The following is a 16,580-nucleotide window of genomic DNA, read 5'->3' on the forward strand; positions in this document are numbered from 1 at the left end:
TCCCGGAGTGTCACGGGGTGGGTTCGAAGGTGACCGGCAGTCGGGCGGGCTCGCTGCCGGTGGGCGCGACGTGGAGGGTCTTGAGGGCGAACTCCATGACCTTCTTGTAGATGGGTCCGCAGATCTGGCCGCCGAAGTAGCTGCCCTTCGTCGGGTTCTGGATCGCGCAGTAGACGGTGATCTGCGGGTCGTCGGCGGGGGCGAAGCCCGCGAAGGAGGCGGTGTAGCCCTTGTAGCGGCCGAGTTCGGGGTCGACGCGGTTGGCGGTGCCGGTCTTGCCCGCGACGCGGTAGCCGGGAATGGCGGCCTTGTTGCCGGTGCCCTCCCGGTCCTTGACGACGGACTCCAGCATCTGCGCGAGGGTCTTGGCGGTCTTCTCGCTGATCACCCGGGACTCCTTGGGCGCGGCGGCCGCGGCGAAGCGCCCGTCCGGCCCCTTGGTGCCGCGCACGAGGGTCGGCTCGATCCGTACGCCTCCGTTGGCGATGGTCGAGTAGACGGAGGCGGCCTGCATCGCGCTGACGGAGAGGCCCTGTCCGAAGGGGATCGTGTACTGCTGCGAGGTGGACCAGTCCTGGGGCTTGGCGAGGATGCCGGAGGTCTCGCCGGGGAAGTCCAGGCCGGTGGGGCTCCCGATGCCGAACTTGCGGAGGTAGGAGTGGAGGACCCGGTTGGCCTCCGCCTGGGTGTCGCCGAGCCGGCCGGTGGCGAGGATGGTGCCGATGTTGCTGGACTTGGCGAGGACGCCGTTGAGGGTCAGGTGCCAGGTGATGTGGTCGATGTCGTCCTGGAAGAGCCGGTCGCCGCGGTGGAGCCGGTTGGGGACGGTGACGTGGGTGTCCGGGGCCGCCTTGCCCTCCTCCAGGACGGCGGCCATCGACATGACCTTGCTGGTGGAGCCGGGCTCGTAGGCGTCCTGGAGGGCCGCGTTGCCCATGGCGGCGGCGTTGGCGGCCGACAGGTCGTTGGGGTCGAAGCCGGGGGCGTTGGCCATGGCGAGGACCTCGCCGGTCCTGGTGTTCTGCACGACGACGTAGCCGCGGTCGGCCCTGGACTTCTTCACCTGCTCGGTGATGGCCTGCTGGGCGGCCCACTGGACGTCCCGGTCGATGGTCAGCTCGATGTCGGTGCCGGGGACGGCGGGGGTGCCCTGGGAGCCCGCGGTGGGCACCTGGCGCCCGCCGGACTGGGTGAAGCGGATCTTGCCGTCCTTGCCGGCGAGCTCCGGGTCGAGCATGGACTCCACGCCGCCGGCGCCCTTGCCCTCGGCGTTGACGTAGCCCAGTATCCCGGCGGCGAGCCCGCCGTTCGGGTACACGCGCTTCGTGCTGGGCTCGCTGAGGATGCCGCCGAGGAGGTTCACGCCGTTGCCGCCGACGGCCTGGGACTTCTGGCCGTAGACCCTCTTGAGGTCCTTGATCTGGTTCCAGACCTGCGGGGTCTGCTTGCGGGCGAGCAGCGTGTAGCGGGACTTGGGGGTGCGGAGCTTCTTCGCCAGCTCGGCGGGCTCCTTGCCGAGGATCGGCGCGAGGAGCGCGGCCGCCTGCTCCGGGGCGTCGGCGGTCTTCGACTCCTCGGGCGTGAAGAGCTTGGGGTCCGCGGTGATGTCGTACGCGTCGACGCTGGCGGCGAGCGCGATGCCGTTGCGGTCGGTGATCTCGCCGCGTTCGGCGGAGAGCGTGTACTCCTGGAAGCGGTACTTGTCGGCCTTGGCCGCGTACGCGCCGGCGTCGACGGCCTGCACCTGGAGCAGCCGGACCACGAAGACCAGCATGACGAGCGTCAGGCCCAGGGAGATCAGGCGCAGCCGGGGCCGGGGGCTGCCGAGCCGGATGGTGCGGGGCTGCCGGGCCGGGGGCCGGGGCGGCGCGGGGCGCTTCGCGGCGGGGCGCGGGGCGGGGCGGGACGGATGGGCGGCCGGGGTGCGGGCTCCGGCGGCGACGGGCCGGGGGCGCGCGGGCCGGGCGGGTCCGGGGACGCGGCGGCGCGGGGGCTCCTTGGGGGGCACTGCGGTCACCTGCCGGATCGTGTGGGTGCGGGGTCCTGGACGGGGTCCTGCGCGGGGTCGCTCACCTCGGGCCCCGGCTCCGTGCGTGCCCGGCCGGGGTCGGTGGGGGCCTGTTCCGTCCCTGCCGGGCCGGGGTCGGTGGGGGCGGGGGCCTGTTCCGTCCGTGCCGGGCCGGCGTCGGCCGGACCCGGGAGGGCGGGCGTCCCGCCGGTGGAGAAGCTCTCGGCGCCGGTGCCGGCCGCCGCTTCGGCGGTGCCGGACGGGCCGTCGAACGTCCGGACGCCCGTCGAGGCGCTGGTCCGGGTGGCGGGGGTGGCCGAGGACGCCGCCGCCGGCTTCCGGGCCGGCTTCGGCTGGGGCGAGGGGGTCGGCTTCGGGGCTTCCGCGACCGAGGGCTCGCCCAGGACCTTGCCCTCCGGGGCGAGGAAGGCGGGGCTGCCGCCCGGGACCATGCCGAGCTCGCGGGCCCGCCGCTCCAGGGCGTCGGGGGCCGCGTAGTCGTCGACGTCCCGCTGGAGCGCCTGCTCCTCGTCGGTGAGTTCGGTGGTCCTGTCCTTGAGCTCGTTCAGCTGGAAGGAGCCCTGGTTGAGGGCCGAGTTCAGCACGAGCAGCGCGATCAGGCCGCCGCCGAGCAGGACGAAGACGAGCAGGACGAAGGGGGTGCGGGCGGCCGAGCTGGGTCCGGACGGCATGAGCCGCCCGAGGCGCGCGGCCCGCCCTTTGAGGGGCCCCTTCGTCGTGCTCACAGGACGTCTTCCCGGATGCGCTCGACGCCCCGGAGCCGGGCGGGGGCGGCGCGCCGGTTCTCGGCGACCTCCTCCTCCGTGGGCAGTTCGGCGCCTCGGGTGAGCAGCTTCAGGCGGGGCTGGTACTTCTCGGGGACGACCGGGAGGCCGGGCGGGGCGGTGGTCGCCGCTCCGGCCGCGAAGACGCCCTTGACGATCCGGTCCTCCAGCGACTGGTACGAGAGGACGACGACCCGGCCGCCGACGGAGAGGGCCTTCACCGCCGCGGGAATCGCCTGCTCGACGCTGTCGAGCTCGCGGTTGACCTCGATGCGCAGGGCCTGGAAGGTGCGCTTGGCCGGGTTGCCGCCCGTCCGCTTGGCGGCCTGGGGCAGGGCGTCGCGGATGAGGTCGACGAGCCGGGCGCTGTTGCTGAACGGCTCCTTGTCGCGCTCGCGGACGATGGCCGAGACGATCCGCTTGGCCTGCTTCTCCTCGCCGTACGCGCGGAGGATGCGGACCAGCTCGCCGGGGGCGTAGGTGTTGAGGACCTCGGCGGCGCTGATGCCGGTCGTCTGGTCCATGCGCATGTCGAGCGGGGCGTCCTGCGCGTAGGCGAAGCCCCGGTCGGCCTCGTCCAGCTGCATGGAGGAGACGCCCAGGTCGAAGAGGACGCCGTCGACGGTGGGGAGGCCGAGCCGGTCGAGGACCTCGGGCAGCTCGTCGTACACGGCGTGGACGAGGGTGGCGCGGTCCCCGTACGGGGCGAGCCGCTCACCGGAGAGCCGCAGGGCCTCCTTGTCCCGGTCGAGGGCGACGAGCCGCACCTCGGGGAACTGCCGCAGGAGTGCCTCGCTGTGGCCGCCGAGGCCCAGGGTGCAGTCGACGACGACCGCGCCGGGGCGCCGCAGGGCGGGGGCCAACATGTCCAGGCACCGCTGGAGCATCACCGGGACGTGTCGGTCGTTGCTCAAAGCGCCCTCTCAGATCCGGCGCGGAGGCACGTACCGCGGGATGGGGCCGAGCCGGAGGTACCGCCGCACACACGGGGGAGAAACCGCGGAAAATCGCTCGTTGTCTCCGTGAACTCCGCGTCACTTTAGTCCACGGGACCCGCCGGTCAATCAACCGACTGGCGCGCCGCGCGGCCCGGCGAGCACCACCAGTGGCGTAGCTCACAGTACGGTCCGCCGCCCTTCTCCGCCCCTTCTCGCGGCGGGCCGAAAAGGGGTGTGGCGCCTACCGTGGGAACCATGACGGTCTCCGCGCACCCCTCCGCCGACGCCCCGCGCACCGGCGCCGCGGTCACCGGCCGCCCCGGCCGGCGCGGCGCGTCCGGACCTCGGCGTCCCCGCTCCGCGCCGACGCCGTCCGGTGTCTCACCGTCGCCGTGATTCCGGGCCCGCCGCGCGAGATCGACCCGGCACAACATGCCAAACCCTGGCAATTCGCTTGCACTTGTCCGCACGCAAGTGACAGGCCCGGCCACGGCAACAACAATGCTCGGACGACAGTTCCGAAAGGCCGAGGAGGGCCGGGGTGACGACCTATGACGATCGAGCGAGCCTCGCTGATCTGACCACCACTGTGGAGCGAGTCCGCCGATCGGTGGAGAGCGTGATCGAGGGCAAGCCCGAGGTCGTACGGCTTTCGCTGACCGTGCTGCTCGCCGAGGGGCACCTCCTCATCGAGGACGTCCCCGGTGTCGGCAAGACCATGCTGGCCAAGACGCTGGCCCGGTCCATCGACTGCTCGGTGCGCCGCATCCAGTTCACCCCCGACCTGCTGCCCTCGGACGTCACCGGTGTGTCGATCTTCGACCAGCAGCGCCGGGACTTCGAGTTCAAGCCCGGCGCGATCTTCGCCCAGATCGTGATCGGCGACGAGATCAACCGCGCCTCGCCCAAGACCCAGTCCGCGCTCCTGGAGTCGATGGAGGAGCGCCAGGTCACGGTCGACGGCCAGACGTACGAGCTGCCCAGCCCGTTCATGGTCGTCGCCACCCAGAACCCGGTCGAGATGGAGGGCACCTACCCGCTGCCCGAGGCCCAGCGCGACCGCTTCATGGCCCGGGTCTCCATCGGCTACCCGAGCGCCGAGGCCGAGCTCCAGATGCTCGACGTGCACGGCTCGGTCTCCCCGCTGGACGACCTCCAGCCGGTCGCCCACGCCCACGACGTCCTCAAGCTGATCGAAGCGGTGCGCGGGGTCCACGTCGCCGACGCCGTCCGCCGGTACGCGGTCGACGTCGTCGCCGCGACCCGCACCCACACCGACCTCCGCCTCGGCGCCTCCCCCCGCGCCACGCTCCACCTGCTGCGGGCCGCCAAGGCCTCCGCGGCGCTCAGCGGCCGCGACTACGTCCTGCCCGACGACCTCCAGGCGCTCGCCGCACCGGTCCTCGCGCACCGGCTGCTGCCGACGGCGCAGGCCCAGCTGAACCGCCGCACCGCCGAGCAGGTCGTCCAGGAGATCCTCCAGCGCACCCCCGTCCCGTCCGCGGCCCCGCCCGCCGGACCGCTCTACGGCCAGCAGCAGCCCGGCGCCCGGCGGCTGTGATGAGTGGCGCCGCCGTTCCGGACGGACCGCGGGGCGACGAGGACGACCGGGGCGGACTGCGGGCCGCCCTCGGCGGTCTCACCACCCGGGGCCGTTCCTTCCTCGCCGCGGGGGTGGCGGCCGCCGCCTGCGCGTACGTCCTCGGCCAGGCCGACCTGCTGCGTGTGGGGCTGCTGCTCGCCGCCCTGCCGCTGATCTGCGTCCTCGTGCTGCACCGGACCCGCTACCGGGTCGCCGCCTCCCGCCGCCTCACCCCCCAGCGGGTGGAGACCGGCCACGAGGCACGCGTCCAGCTGCGGATGGAGAACGTCTCCAAGCTGCCCACCGGCCTCCTGATGCTCCAGGACCACGTCCCGTACATGCTGGGCCCCCGCCCCCGCTTCGTCCTCGACCGGGTCGAGGCCGGCGGGCGGCGCGAGGTGTCCTACCGGGTCCGCTCCGACCTGCGCGGCCGCTTCCCGCTGGGCCCCCTCCAGCTGCGGCTCGACGACCCCTTCGGGATGTGCGAGCTGACCCGGTCCTTCAGCGCGTACGACACCCTCACCGTCGTCCCCCGGACCGAGGCCCTCCCGCCCGTGAAGCTCTTCGGCGAGGCCTCGGGGTACGGCGACGGGCAGTCCCGCTCCCTCGCGCTCGCCGGCGACGACGACGTCATCCCGCGCACCTACCGGCACGGCGACGACCTGCGCCGGGTGCACTGGCGCTCCACCGCCCGCTACGGAGAACTGATGGTCCGCCGCGAGGAGCTGCCCCAGCGCGCCCGCTGCACCGTCCTCCTCGACACCCGCCGGATCGCCTACCAGGGCGCGGGCCCCGACTCGGCCTTCGAGTGGGCCGTCTCGGGCACCGCGTCCGCGCTCGTCCACATGCTGGAGCGCGGGTACGCGGTCCGGCTGCTCACCGACACCGGCAGCGCCGTCCCCGGCGCGGGGGCCGAGGGCTTCGCGGGCTCGGCGCAGGACTCGGCCGAGGCGGCCGGACTGATGATGGACACCCTCGCGGTCGTCGACCACTCCGAGGGGGCCGGGCTCTCCCGCGCCTCCGACGTGCTACGCGGCGGCGGCGACGGGCTGCTCGTCGCCTTCCTCGGCGACCTCGACGAGGAGCAGGCCGCCCTCACCGCCCGGATGCGCGGGCGGAGCGGCGCGGCCGTCGCCTTCGTCCTGGACTCGGGCACCTGGCTCACCGGCGGCTCGGTCGCCGGCGCCGTCGACCAGCGGGTCCGGCAGCTGCGGGAGGCGGGATGGACGGCCCTCGCCGTGCCGCCCGGCGCCTCGCTCGCCGACCTGTGGCAGCAGGCGGCCGGTCTCCGCACGGACGCCGCGGCCGCCGACACCTACGGAGGATGGTCATGAGCGGCCGCACCCGGCTGACGCTCGCTTCCTGGGCCGCCACCCTGATGGCCGCCGGGGCCCTGCTCCCCCTGGTGAAGCCGGCGACCTGGATCTTCACGGCCGCCTTCGTGCTGGCCCTGGTGAGCGGGGTGGGCACGCTGACCCGGCGGGTCCCGCTGGCACGGCCGCTGACCCTGCTGGCGCAGACCGTCGCCGCGCTCCTCGCGCTCACCCTGTTCTTCGCCCGCGAGCAGGCCTTCCTGTGGCTCTTCCCGGGGCCCGAGGCGGTCACCCACGCCGTCGAGCTGTTCGGGGCGGGCGCCGAGGACGTCGGCCGGTACGCGATCCCCGCGCCCGACACCGAGGGCATCCGGCTCATGCTGGTCGGCGGCGTCGTGGCGATCGGGCTCCTGGTGGACGCCCTCGCGGTCACCTTCCGCAAGGCGGCCCCGGCCGGACTGCCGCTGCTCGCGCTGTACTCGGTGGCCGCCGGGCTCTCCGGGGGCGGGGCCGGCTGGCTCTGGTTCCTCCTGGCGGCCTCCGGCTATCTGCTGCTCCTGCTCTCCGAGGGCCGCGACCGGCTCTCCCAGTGGGGGCGGGTCTTCGGCGGCGCCCAGCGCTCCGGCCGGCCCGGCTCCTCCGTCGCCGGCGGCCCCGCCGTCGCGCCGGCCCGCACCGGCCGCCGGATCGGCGCCGTCGCCATGGGCGTCGCGCTGGTGGTGCCGTTCGCGCTGCCCGGCTTCTCCGGCGGCCTCTTCGGCAGCGGCGGCGAGGGGACCGGCGGCGCCGGCAAGGGCGGCACGATCTCGGCCGTGAACCCGCTGGTCTCGCTCCAGAACAACCTGCGCCAGCCGGAGGACCGGGAGGTCCTCCGCTACCGGACCAACGCCCGTGACACAAGCGGCCTCTATCTGCGGCTCGTCGCGCTCGACCAGTTCGACGGCACCTCCTGGAAGTCCTCGGTCCGCCCGATCGAGGACGTACCCGAGCAGCTGCCCTGGCCGGAAGGCCTCTCCCAGAGCGTCAAGACCACCGAGATCACCAGCAACATCGTCGCCTCCGAGGCGTACGAGCAGAAGTGGCTGCCCATGCCGTACCCGGCCGGCCGGGTCGACATCGGCGGCCGCTGGCGGTACGAGCCCGCCGGCCGGATGCTCGTCGGCGACGACAAGCAGACCACCAAGGGCGCCCGCTACCAGGTCTCCAGCCTGGACGTGCAGCCGACGGCCGGGCAGCTCTCGGCCGCCGGGCCCGCCCCGGAGAAGCTGCGCCGCGAGTACACCAAGATCCCCGCGACCCTGCCCGCCGACGTGCGGACGACGGCCCTGGACGTCACCAGGGGCGCGCGCAACGACTACGAGCGGGCGGTGCGGCTCCAGGACTGGTTCGCCCGGGACGGCGGCTTCCGCTACGACGTCGACGTCGATTCCGGCACCGGCGTACAGGCGATCTCCCGCTTCCTGAAGGACAAGGAGGGCTTCTGCGTCCACTTCTCCTTCTCCATGGCGGCGATGGCCCGCTCGCTCGGCATCCCCGCGCGGGTGGCCGTGGGCTTCATGCCGGGCACCACCCAGACCGACGGGTCGGTCTCCGTCGGCATCCGGGACGCGCACGCCTGGCCCGAGCTCTACTTCGAGGGCGCCGGGTGGACCCGGTTCGAGCCGACGCCCACGCGGGGCTCCACCCCCTCCTGGACTCGGGAGACCACGCCGACCGGCACGGCCACCGGGCCCGCCCAGCCGCAGCAGAGCGCCTCGGCGCAGCCGTCCGTCGCGCCGAGCGCCTCGGAGAGCTGCACCCCGCAGATGCGCAGGCTCGGTGACTGCGGGCCGGACGCGGCGGTGGCCGGGGCCTCGTCGGACGGCTCGGGCCCCGATGTGACGACGGTGCTCCTGTGGTCGCTCGCGGCCCTGATCGTCCTCGTGCTGCCCCTCCTCCCCCTGTTCTGGCGGACCCGGGCGCGGGCCGGACGGCTCGGCTCCGGCGGCGTCCGGGGCCCGGCGGAGACGGCGGCCCGGACGCTCGCGGTCTGGCAGGAGATCAACGACACGGCCTGGGACCACGGGGTCGAGCCGGACGACTCGCTGACGCCGAGGAAGTCGGCGGAGCGGATCGTGCTCCTCGGCGAGCTGCGGGGCGAGTCCGCCGACGCGGTGCACCGGGTGGCACGGGCGGTGGAGGAGGTGCTGTACGCGCCCCGGCCGCAGCCGGTCGCGGGTCTCGCCGAGGACGCGGGGCGGGTCCGTGCGGGCTTCCACGCGGGCGCCGACCGGCGTACCCGGCTCCGCGCGCTCCTGGCCCCCCGCTCGGCCGTCCGCCTCCGCTGGGCGGCGTCGGCCCGCTGGGCGGCGACGACGTCCTGGTGGTCGGAACGCCGCCACACGGTGACGACCCGCCTCCACCGCACACCACGCGACGCGAACTGACGGGGCCCCGTCGGGCTGCGGGCCCACACCTTGCGGGCCCACGCGCCCGCGCGTTGTGGGGCCGCCCGCGCCCGCGCGTTGCGAGGCCCGCGCGCGGCCCGTTGCGGGCGGCGCCCCCGTCGGCCTCGTTGTGGGCAGGCGTTCCGCAAGGGGCGGAACGGGTGGGCACAACGGACCCGCGCCTTGCCGGCGCCAGAGGCTCCTGGACCTGACCCGCACCACCCGGGTGCCGTCACAGGTGGTGCGGGCCAGGGCGCAGAACGCGGAGGCGCCGCGAAGGGCGCCGTCCCGTGTGCCCACCCGTCCCGCCCCAGCGGGACGATTGCCCACACGGGCGTGGGCGACGGCCCCGCGCACGGCGGCGCCGACCGAAGGCCCACACGGGCGCGGCTCGCGCGCAGGCCCGCACGGAAGGGGCGGGTGCGGACGGCCGCAGGCGCAGGCTCGCGCGGCGGCCCGCACGGGCCGGGTGAGGGGCCCGCACCTGCCGCACCGTCCCCGCCGACCGCCAGCCAGGCCCCCGCCGGGCAGGCGTAGCGCGCCGAGCCCCGCAGAGGGCGCGCCGGGAGGGCGCGGGCTCTGCGGGGCTCGGAGGGTTTCGGGGGCGGCGGGGCTACCGCTCAGGGCCCGTCAGCGGCCGCCACCCTGCTGCTCGTCGCGGCGGCGCTGCCACCGCTCTTCGATCCGGTTCATCATGGAGCGTCGCTGCCGGGTCTGACGGCCACCGGCCGCCGTCCCGCCCCTGGCCTGCTGCTCGCCCGGCTTGGGCGCCTTGCGCCATCCGGTGACCGCCAGGACCGCGCAGCCCAGCATGACGAGGAAACCCACCACGCTGATCCAGATCTGCTGTGCGACCATTCCGGCCATGAGGAGCGCGATACCCACCAGGAAGCCGGCGACTGCCTGGTAAACCCGTCGCCGGGTGTACGTACGCAGTCCGCTTCCCTCGAGCGCTGTCGCGAACTTGGGGTCTTCGGCGTACAGCGCTCGCTCCATCTGCTCGAGCATTCGCTGCTCGTGCTCCGAGAGCGGCACGGAGTCCTCCTAGTCGTCGGTCGCGGGGGCGACCGGTTTGCGGCCCTTTCAGGATAGGCAGGGAATCGCCCCCGTGAAACCCGCCCTCAATGCCGAATAGCCAATCCGGGCCGCCATGCGGATCGGTTGCTGAGGCGTTGATTCCCCAGCCCCTCGTCCGTCATGCCGGATGGTGTCCCCCGATCATACGGGGCGGAGCCCCTCCTCGGGCGGGCTGTGGCGTACTCCATGGCACACCGCGGCCCGCACCGCCGAACGGGTGACCCTCCTGATCAGGCCCTCTTCTCGCCGAGGACGTGCAACTGGGTGGCGATGGCGTGGAACGCGGAGAGCTCCGCGGCGGCCGCCTCCAGCTTCAGCAGGGCCTCGGCGGCGCCCGGCTCGGTGTCGACGAGCACGCCGGGGACCAGGTCGGCGAAGACCCGGACTCCGTGCACGGCGCCGACCGCGAGCCCGGCCTTGTCGGCGAGCCCGGTGAGCTGCTCGGCGGTGAAGCGGCGGGGCACCGGGTCGCCCGCGCCCCAGCGGCCCGCCGGGTCGTCGAGCGCGTGACGGGCCTCGGTGAAGTGGCCGGCGAGCGCCCGGGCCAGGACGGCGCCGCCGACCCCGGCGGCGAGCAGGCTGAGGCTGCCGCCGGCGCGGAGCGCGGCGACCGCGTTCCGCACGCCCTCGGCGGGGTCGTCGACGTACTCCAGGACGCCGTGGCACAGCACCGCGTCGTACTCCTCGTGTCCCACGACGTCGAAGAGGCCGCGGATGTCGCCCTGGACACCGGTCACGAGATCGGCGACGCCGGCCTCGGCGGCCCGGCGCTCCAGCGCGAAGAGCGCGTTGGGGCTGGGGTCGACGACGGTGACCCGGTGGCCGAGGCGGGCCACCGGCACCGCGAAGTTGCCGGAGCCGCCGCCCGTGTCGAGGACGTCGAGGCTGTCCTTCCCGGTGGCCTCGACCCGGCGGTCCAGGGCGTCTTTCAGGACGTCCCAGACGACGGCGGTACGCAGGGAGGCGCGCGACGGACGCGACGACGCCTCTCGACCGAAGACAGGGGAAGGGTCCGGCACGGCTGTTGACTCCTCGGTGACGGGTACGGGCGCTCCCCACCCTATGGCCTCGCCCCGGGCTTTCGGATCATCCTCCGGACTCGTCGGCACCGGGCCGGCCGGGCGGGGTCTGCGGGAGGGCGAGCAGCCGCTCGACCAGGGACAGGAAGTGCCCGGCATCCCGGAGCAGGTCGTCGGCGTCGCGTCGGCCGGCGGCACTGGTGATGCCCGCCTCGGCGCGGGCCCGGCGCTGCGCCCCGGCCGCGAAGAGCGCGCTCCACTCGGTCAGCTCGGGGGCGAGGTCGGGCAGGAGGTCCCAGGTGCTCCGTATCGGCTGCCGGTGGCGGGGTCGGGTGTCGGGCCTGGCGCGGGCGGCGAGCACGGCGGCCGCGGCGCGCAGCGCGGCGAGGTGGGCGGTGGCGTACCGCTCGTGGGGGCGGTCGAGGACGGCGGCCTCGGCGAGTCCGGCGCGGGACTTCGCGAGGAGGTCGAGGGCCGCGGGCGGGGCCGAGGAGCGGCGCGGGACGGGGTGGACGTCGGACCCGGGGCCCGCCTCCCCGGGGGTGGGACGGCGGCGGGGCGTGGCTGCTGCGGGTGGGCGTGCCATGACGAGCCTCCTGTCGTCGCGTGACGGCGCTGTGGCCGTATGTGTTCATCCTGTCGCGCCCCACTGACAATCCCCCTGACCTGCTGCTTTGCCTGAAACCCAACCCGTTGGTAACTTTTAGACTGACTGGTCAGTTCAAAAAGGGGAAGTGGGGGGTGAGTCCGTGGACACGGAAACCGAGGAGCGGCCGCACGGCGCCGCCGTCGTCGCGGACGGCTTCGGAACGAAGGGCCCGCGCGGGTGGGCCTTCCGGGAGGTGTCCTTCCGCGCGGAGCCCGGCGCGCTGGTGGCGATCGAGGGCCCCTCGGGCTCGGGACGCACCTGTCTGCTGCTCGCGCTCACCGGCCGGATGAAGACCAAGGAGGGCCGGGCCGAGGTCGGAGGCCTCCCCCTGCCGCGCAGGATGGCCGCCGTGCGCCGGATCAGCGCGCTCGGCCAGGTCCCGGGCGTCAGCGAGCTCGACCCCGCCTTCACGGTCGCCGAGCACCTGCGCGAGCGGGTGCTGCTCCAGCGCCGTTTCGACGGCTCCGTGCGGGCCCTGCTGCGACGCCCGGCCGAACGCGCGGCGACCGCCCGGGCCCGGATCGAGGAGGCCGTCGAGGCCGCCGGCCTGGACCTCGACTCCCTCCCGAAGGGCGAGCGGACCTCCGTACGGGACCTGGAGCGCCTGGAGGCGCTGCGGCTCTCGATCGCCCTCGCGCTGATCGGCCGTCCGCGGCTGCTCGCCGTGGACGACACGGACCTGAAGCTCTCGGACGCCGACCGCGCCGAGGCCTGGGCGCTGCTGCGCTCGCTGGCCGCCGCCGGGACGACGGTCCTCGCCGTCTGTAGCGAGGCCCCCGAGGACGCCCAGCGCGTCACGACGCTCGCGGGTCCGCGCGCCACCACGGCCGCCGGCGCCGAATACGACACCGATGCCGACGCCGACGCAGACGCCGAGAGCACCTCCGAGGCCGCCGCCGAGAGCACCGCGGCAGACGGCACCGCCGAGGACGCCGCAGCCAAGAGCACCGCCGAAGACGGCACCGCCGCCAAGAGCACCACGGAAGACGGCACCGCCGGGGAGACGGCGCCCGCGAACACCACTGACGCCACGACCGAGGAGGGGGCGGCCGATGCGCTCGCCGAAACTCGCCGCGCTTGAGCTGAAGCGTTTCGGCAGGGGAAAGCTGCCGCGCGCCGCGCTCGTCGCGATCCTGCTGCTGCCCCTGCTGTACGGCGCCCTGTACCTGTACTCGTTCTGGGACCCGTACGGCAGGCTCGACAAGATCCCCGTGGCCCTCGTCAACGAGGACCGGGGCGCCACCGCCGGCGGCAAGCGGATCCACGCCGGCGCCGACATCACCGAGGGCCTCCTGAAGAGCGAGACCTTCCAGTGGCACGAGGTGAGCGACGCCGAGGCCCGCGCGGGCGTGGAGGACGGGACGTACTACCTGTCCCTGACCATGCCCGGCGACTTCAGCAGCCGCATCGCCTCCAGCTCCGGCGACTCCCCCGAGACCGGCGCGCTCCGGGTCCGGACGAACGACGCCAACAACTACATCGTCGGCCAGATCTCCCGGACGGTCTTCTCCGAGGTGCGCACCGCGGCCTCCACGAAGTCCTCGCGCACCTTCCTCGACAAGATCTTCATCTCGTTCTCCGACATCCACGACGCCACCGCGAAGGCCGCCAAGGGCGCGGCCGACCTCAAGCAGGGCGTGGACAAGGCGAAGAAGGGCTCCAAGAGCCTGTCCCAGGGACTGGGCGACGCCAAGGCGGGCAGCGGCGACCTGGCCGCCGGCCTGAAGAAGCTGGACAAGGGCGCCAAGGACCTGGAGAGCGGCTCCCGCAAGGTCGCGAACGGCACCCAGACCCTCGCCGACAAGGTCAACGGCACCGCCGACAAGGTACGGCCGTACCTGGCGAACAACGGCAAGTCGATCCGCGACACCGCCCGCCTGGTCTCCGACTCGGCCACCGCCGCCCGGCACAACCTGGACGACCTGGTGAAGCGCGCGCCGCTGGTCCGCAGCGCCGCCCACAAGGCGGACGAGGACCTCGGCCGGATCCACCGGGAGGTCTGCGTGGACGCCCCCGCCACCGTCCCGCCGCTCGACCCGAAGATCTGCGAGAAGCTCAAGAAGGCGTCCGTCACCGCCGACGACGTGGCCACCATCGCCGACGACGTGCACGAGCTGACCAAGGGCCAGACCGACGACCTGAAGACCCTGGACGCCCGGCTGGGCAAGCTCGTGAAGCAGGCAGACGAGCTCGCCGCCCGCGCCCCGCACCTCGACGAGGACGTCGAGGGCGCCATCAAGAAGATCAACGAGCTCAACGCGGGCGCCCGGAAGGTCGCGGCGGGCGCGGACCGGCTGCACACCGGCATCACCGAGGCGAAGGCCGGCTCGGTCAGCCTCGACACCGGCGTCGGCAAGCTCAAGAAGGGTGCTGGCGACCTGGACGGCGGCCTGTTCAAGCTGGCCGACGGCTCGGGCAGCCTCGCCACCGGTCTCAAGGACGGGGTCGACCAGATCCCCGACTACGACGAGCGGGACCGCGACCGGCGCACGGAGGTCATGGCCGACCCGGTGAAGCTGGCGTCCCAGTCCCTGCACAAGGCGCCGAACTACGGCACCGGTTTCGCCCCGTACTTCATCCCGCTCTCCCTCTGGGTCGGCGCGATGGTCGCGTACATGATCATCCAGCCGCTGAACCGGCGCGCCCTCGCCGCGGGCGGTTCCGCCTGGCGGATCGCGCTGGCGGGCTGGCTCCCCGTGGCGGCGATCGGTGTCCTCCAGGTCGCGGCCCTGATGTCGGTCCTGCACTGGGGCCTCGGCCTCCAGATGGCCCGGGCCGCCGGCACGGTCGGCTTCCTGGCCCTGGTCACCTGCTGCTTCGCCGCGATCATCCAGTGGCTCAACGCCCGCTTCGGCGCGGCGGGCCGGATCCTGGTGCTCGCGCTCCTGATGGTCCAGCTGACCTCCGCGGGCGGCACCTATCCCGTCCAGACCAGTCCGGCCTTCTTCAACGCCGTGCACCCCTTCCTGCCGATGAGCTACGTGGTCGAGGCGCTGCGCCGGCTGATCACGGGCGGCGGCATCGGACCGGTCTGGCAGGCCTGCGCGGTCCTGGTCGCCTTCACCGTCGGCGCCCTGGCCCTGACCGCCGTCTCGGCGCGCAGGAAGCAGGTGTGGACGCTCGACCGGCTCCACCCCGAACTGTCGCTCTGAACCTGTGAGAATCGACGCCATGGACAGCAGCAGCACCCGACGCCAGGCCACGCGCACGAAGCTCTACGAGGCGGCCGTCACCCTCATCGCGGAGCAGGGCTTCTCCGCGACGACGGTCGACGAGATCGCCGAGCGGGCCGGCGTGGCCAAGGGCACGGTCTACTACAACTTCAAGAGCAAGACCGAGCTGTTCGAGGAGCTGCTGCGCCACGGGGTGGCGCTGCTCACCGCCTCGCTGCGCACGGCGGCCGAGGAGACCGCCGCGCGCGGCGGGAGCCGGGTCGACGCGCTGGACGCGATGATCCGGGCGGGCCTGGTCTTCATCGACCGCTACCCGGCCTTCACGCAGCTGTACGTGGCCGAGCTCTGGCGCACCAACCGGGCCTGGAACTCCACTCTCCTGGTGGTCCGCCAGGAGGCCGTCGCGGTGGTCGAGGGCGTGCTGCGCGAGGCCGTCGGGGCCGGTGAGCTGAGCGAGGAGATCGACGTCCAGCTGACGGCCGCGGCGCTGGTCGGGATGGTGCTCGTGGCGGCGCTCGACTGGCAGGCCTTCCAGAGCGAGCGGTCGCTCGACGACGTGCACGCGGCACTCTCCCGTCTGCTGCACGGCCGCGTCGGCGGCCGCTGACACGGACTCACGGACGCCGGGACACGCAGACGGAGGCCAGGACACGCCGACGGACGCCGGAACACCCGGACACCCGGACACCCGGACACGCGGAACGCCGGTGCGGTGAAGCTCGATCCCCCCGAGCCTCGCCGCACCGGCGTCCTTCCTCGCACCCCCGTGCCGGCAGGTGCACGACCCCGTTCCGCAGCCCCGTGCCGGCGGTACCGGAGCCGCGCCCCTTCCGTGGGTTCCACTCTCTCCTCCGGGCAGGACCGGCCCCATCCGCGCGCCTACTCATCTCGCCCTCTAGGTACGGGTACTCAGTCCTGGTTACGATCGCGGGCGTGTCGGTACTCCCCCTGGTGTTCACCAGCGGCTGGGCGAGCGGGATCAACGCGTACGCGGTGGTCCTGCTGTTCGGCGTCTTCGGCGCGACCGGGCTCACCGACGAGGTGCCCGAGTCCCTCCAGCGCACCGATGTCCTCGTCGCGGCCGCCGTGCTGTTCCTGTGCGAGGCGGTGGCGGACAAGATCCCGTACGTCGACTCGATATGGGACTCCGTCCACACGGTGATCCGGCCGGTCGCGGGAGCCGTGGTCGGTGCCCTGCTCGCCGGGCAGAGCGGTTCGCTGCCGGAGCTGGCGGCGGGCGCGATCGGCGGTTCGACGGCCTTGCTCAGCCACTTCGTCAAGGCGGGGACACGGCTGGCGGTCAACACCTCGCCCGAGCCGTTCTCGAACATCGGCCTGAGCCTGGCGGAGGACCTCGGGGTGGCGGCCCTCGTCACCTTCGCCGTCTTCCACCCGGTGGCGGCGGCGGTCATCGCGGCCGTCCTGCTCGTGGCGGGCCTGGCCATACTGTTCTTCCTCGCGAAGCAGATCCGCCGGGGCTGGCGCCGCTGGGCCCAGCGGCGGGAGGAGAAACGGCTCGCGGCGGTGGGCACCCGCCCGCGCGCCCCGGCTCCGCCGGACGACGGGTCCGACCACTTCTGACCCCCCGCCCACCGGGCTCCGGCCGGTGC

The 16,580-nt window shown here is 73.9% G+C and carries 13 protein-coding genes; 7 read left to right on the forward strand and 6 right to left on the reverse strand.

Going from position 1 to position 16,580, the window contains the following annotated elements:
- Positions 1–10: 10 nt before the first annotated feature.
- Genes ACFYXU_RS08295 through rsmH form a run of 3 tightly spaced genes read right to left on the reverse strand, consistent with a single transcriptional unit; the run spans position 11 to position 3,707 of the window.
- Positions 11–2,008: a peptidoglycan D,D-transpeptidase FtsI family protein gene (locus ACFYXU_RS08295; RefSeq protein WP_389457565.1), complete on the reverse strand. Its 1,998-nt coding sequence runs from the start codon at positions 2,006–2,008 to the stop codon at positions 11–13.
- 5 nt (positions 2,009–2,013) lie between these two features.
- Positions 2,014–2,754 (reverse strand): hypothetical protein, encoded by a 741-nt coding sequence (locus tag ACFYXU_RS08300; RefSeq protein WP_389408260.1) that lies wholly within the window; start codon positions 2,752–2,754, stop codon positions 2,014–2,016.
- On the reverse strand, positions 2,751–3,707 hold the full coding sequence (gene rsmH, locus ACFYXU_RS08305) for a 16S rRNA (cytosine(1402)-N(4))-methyltransferase RsmH (RefSeq protein ID WP_389408259.1): 957 nt from the start codon (positions 3,705–3,707) through the stop codon (positions 2,751–2,753). The genes ACFYXU_RS08300 and rsmH overlap by 4 nt, the downstream gene beginning before the upstream one ends.
- A 565-nt stretch (positions 3,708–4,272) precedes the next feature.
- On the opposite strand from rsmH, the gene ACFYXU_RS08310 reads away from it, so the two are divergent.
- The 3 genes from ACFYXU_RS08310 to ACFYXU_RS08320 are packed head-to-tail and all read left to right on the forward strand — an operon-like array spanning position 4,273 to position 9,052.
- A complete protein-coding gene (locus ACFYXU_RS08310; RefSeq protein ID WP_376512060.1) occupies positions 4,273–5,292 on the forward strand; it encodes an AAA family ATPase in 1,020 nt (339 codons plus the stop codon).
- Positions 5,292–6,647, forward strand: a complete 1,356-nt coding sequence (locus tag ACFYXU_RS08315) for a DUF58 domain-containing protein (protein ID WP_376512061.1) — start codon at positions 5,292–5,294, stop codon at positions 6,645–6,647. The genes ACFYXU_RS08310 and ACFYXU_RS08315 overlap by 1 nt, the downstream gene beginning before the upstream one ends.
- Positions 6,644–9,052 (forward strand): DUF3488 and DUF4129 domain-containing transglutaminase family protein, encoded by a 2,409-nt coding sequence (locus tag ACFYXU_RS08320; protein ID WP_376512063.1) that lies wholly within the window; start codon positions 6,644–6,646, stop codon positions 9,050–9,052. The genes ACFYXU_RS08315 and ACFYXU_RS08320 overlap by 4 nt, the downstream gene beginning before the upstream one ends.
- Before the next feature lie 630 nt (positions 9,053–9,682).
- Here ACFYXU_RS08320 and ACFYXU_RS08325 read toward each other — a convergent pair.
- From ACFYXU_RS08325 to ACFYXU_RS08335, 3 genes are all read right to left on the reverse strand, one after another.
- Positions 9,683–10,087 carry a DUF3040 domain-containing protein gene (locus ACFYXU_RS08325; RefSeq protein WP_329856730.1) on the reverse strand — a complete coding sequence of 135 codons (405 nt, stop codon included), beginning with the start codon at positions 10,085–10,087 and terminating at the stop codon, positions 9,683–9,685.
- 272 nt (positions 10,088–10,359) lie between these two features.
- Positions 10,360–11,148 carry a methyltransferase gene (locus ACFYXU_RS08330; protein WP_329856732.1) on the reverse strand — a complete coding sequence of 263 codons (789 nt, stop codon included), beginning with the start codon at positions 11,146–11,148 and terminating at the stop codon, positions 10,360–10,362.
- A gap of 67 nt (positions 11,149–11,215) precedes the next feature.
- Entirely contained in the window at positions 11,216–11,734 is a 519-nt protein-coding gene (locus ACFYXU_RS08335) for an SAV_6107 family HEPN domain-containing protein (RefSeq protein WP_389456938.1), read from the reverse strand.
- Between the two features lie 163 nt (positions 11,735–11,897).
- Here ACFYXU_RS08335 and ACFYXU_RS08340 point away from each other — a divergent pair, with 163 nt between their 5' ends.
- The 4 genes from ACFYXU_RS08340 to ACFYXU_RS08355 all read left to right on the forward strand — a co-directional run bounded on the left by ACFYXU_RS08340 (position 11,898) and on the right by ACFYXU_RS08355 (position 16,551).
- Positions 11,898–12,878 (forward strand): ATP-binding cassette domain-containing protein, encoded by a 981-nt coding sequence (locus ACFYXU_RS08340; RefSeq protein ID WP_389456940.1) that lies wholly within the window; start codon positions 11,898–11,900, stop codon positions 12,876–12,878.
- Positions 12,850–14,949, forward strand: a complete 2,100-nt coding sequence (locus ACFYXU_RS08345; RefSeq protein WP_389456942.1) for a YhgE/Pip family protein — start codon at positions 12,850–12,852, stop codon at positions 14,947–14,949. Before ACFYXU_RS08340 ends, ACFYXU_RS08345 begins: the two co-directional genes overlap by 29 nt.
- A gap of 19 nt (positions 14,950–14,968) precedes the next feature.
- Positions 14,969–15,577 carry a TetR/AcrR family transcriptional regulator gene (locus ACFYXU_RS08350; RefSeq protein ID WP_329856738.1) on the forward strand — a complete coding sequence of 203 codons (609 nt, stop codon included), beginning with the start codon at positions 14,969–14,971 and terminating at the stop codon, positions 15,575–15,577.
- A gap of 326 nt (positions 15,578–15,903) precedes the next feature.
- Positions 15,904–16,551 carry a DUF4126 domain-containing protein gene (locus ACFYXU_RS08355; RefSeq protein WP_389456944.1) on the forward strand — a complete coding sequence of 216 codons (648 nt, stop codon included), beginning with the start codon at positions 15,904–15,906 and terminating at the stop codon, positions 16,549–16,551.
- Positions 16,552–16,580: the final 29 nt, after the last annotated feature.

The sequence above is a fragment of the Streptomyces sp. NPDC002232 genome (genome assembly GCF_042890295.1).
In the GTDB taxonomy this organism is placed as follows: Bacteria; Actinomycetota; Actinomycetes; order Streptomycetales; family Streptomycetaceae; genus Streptomyces.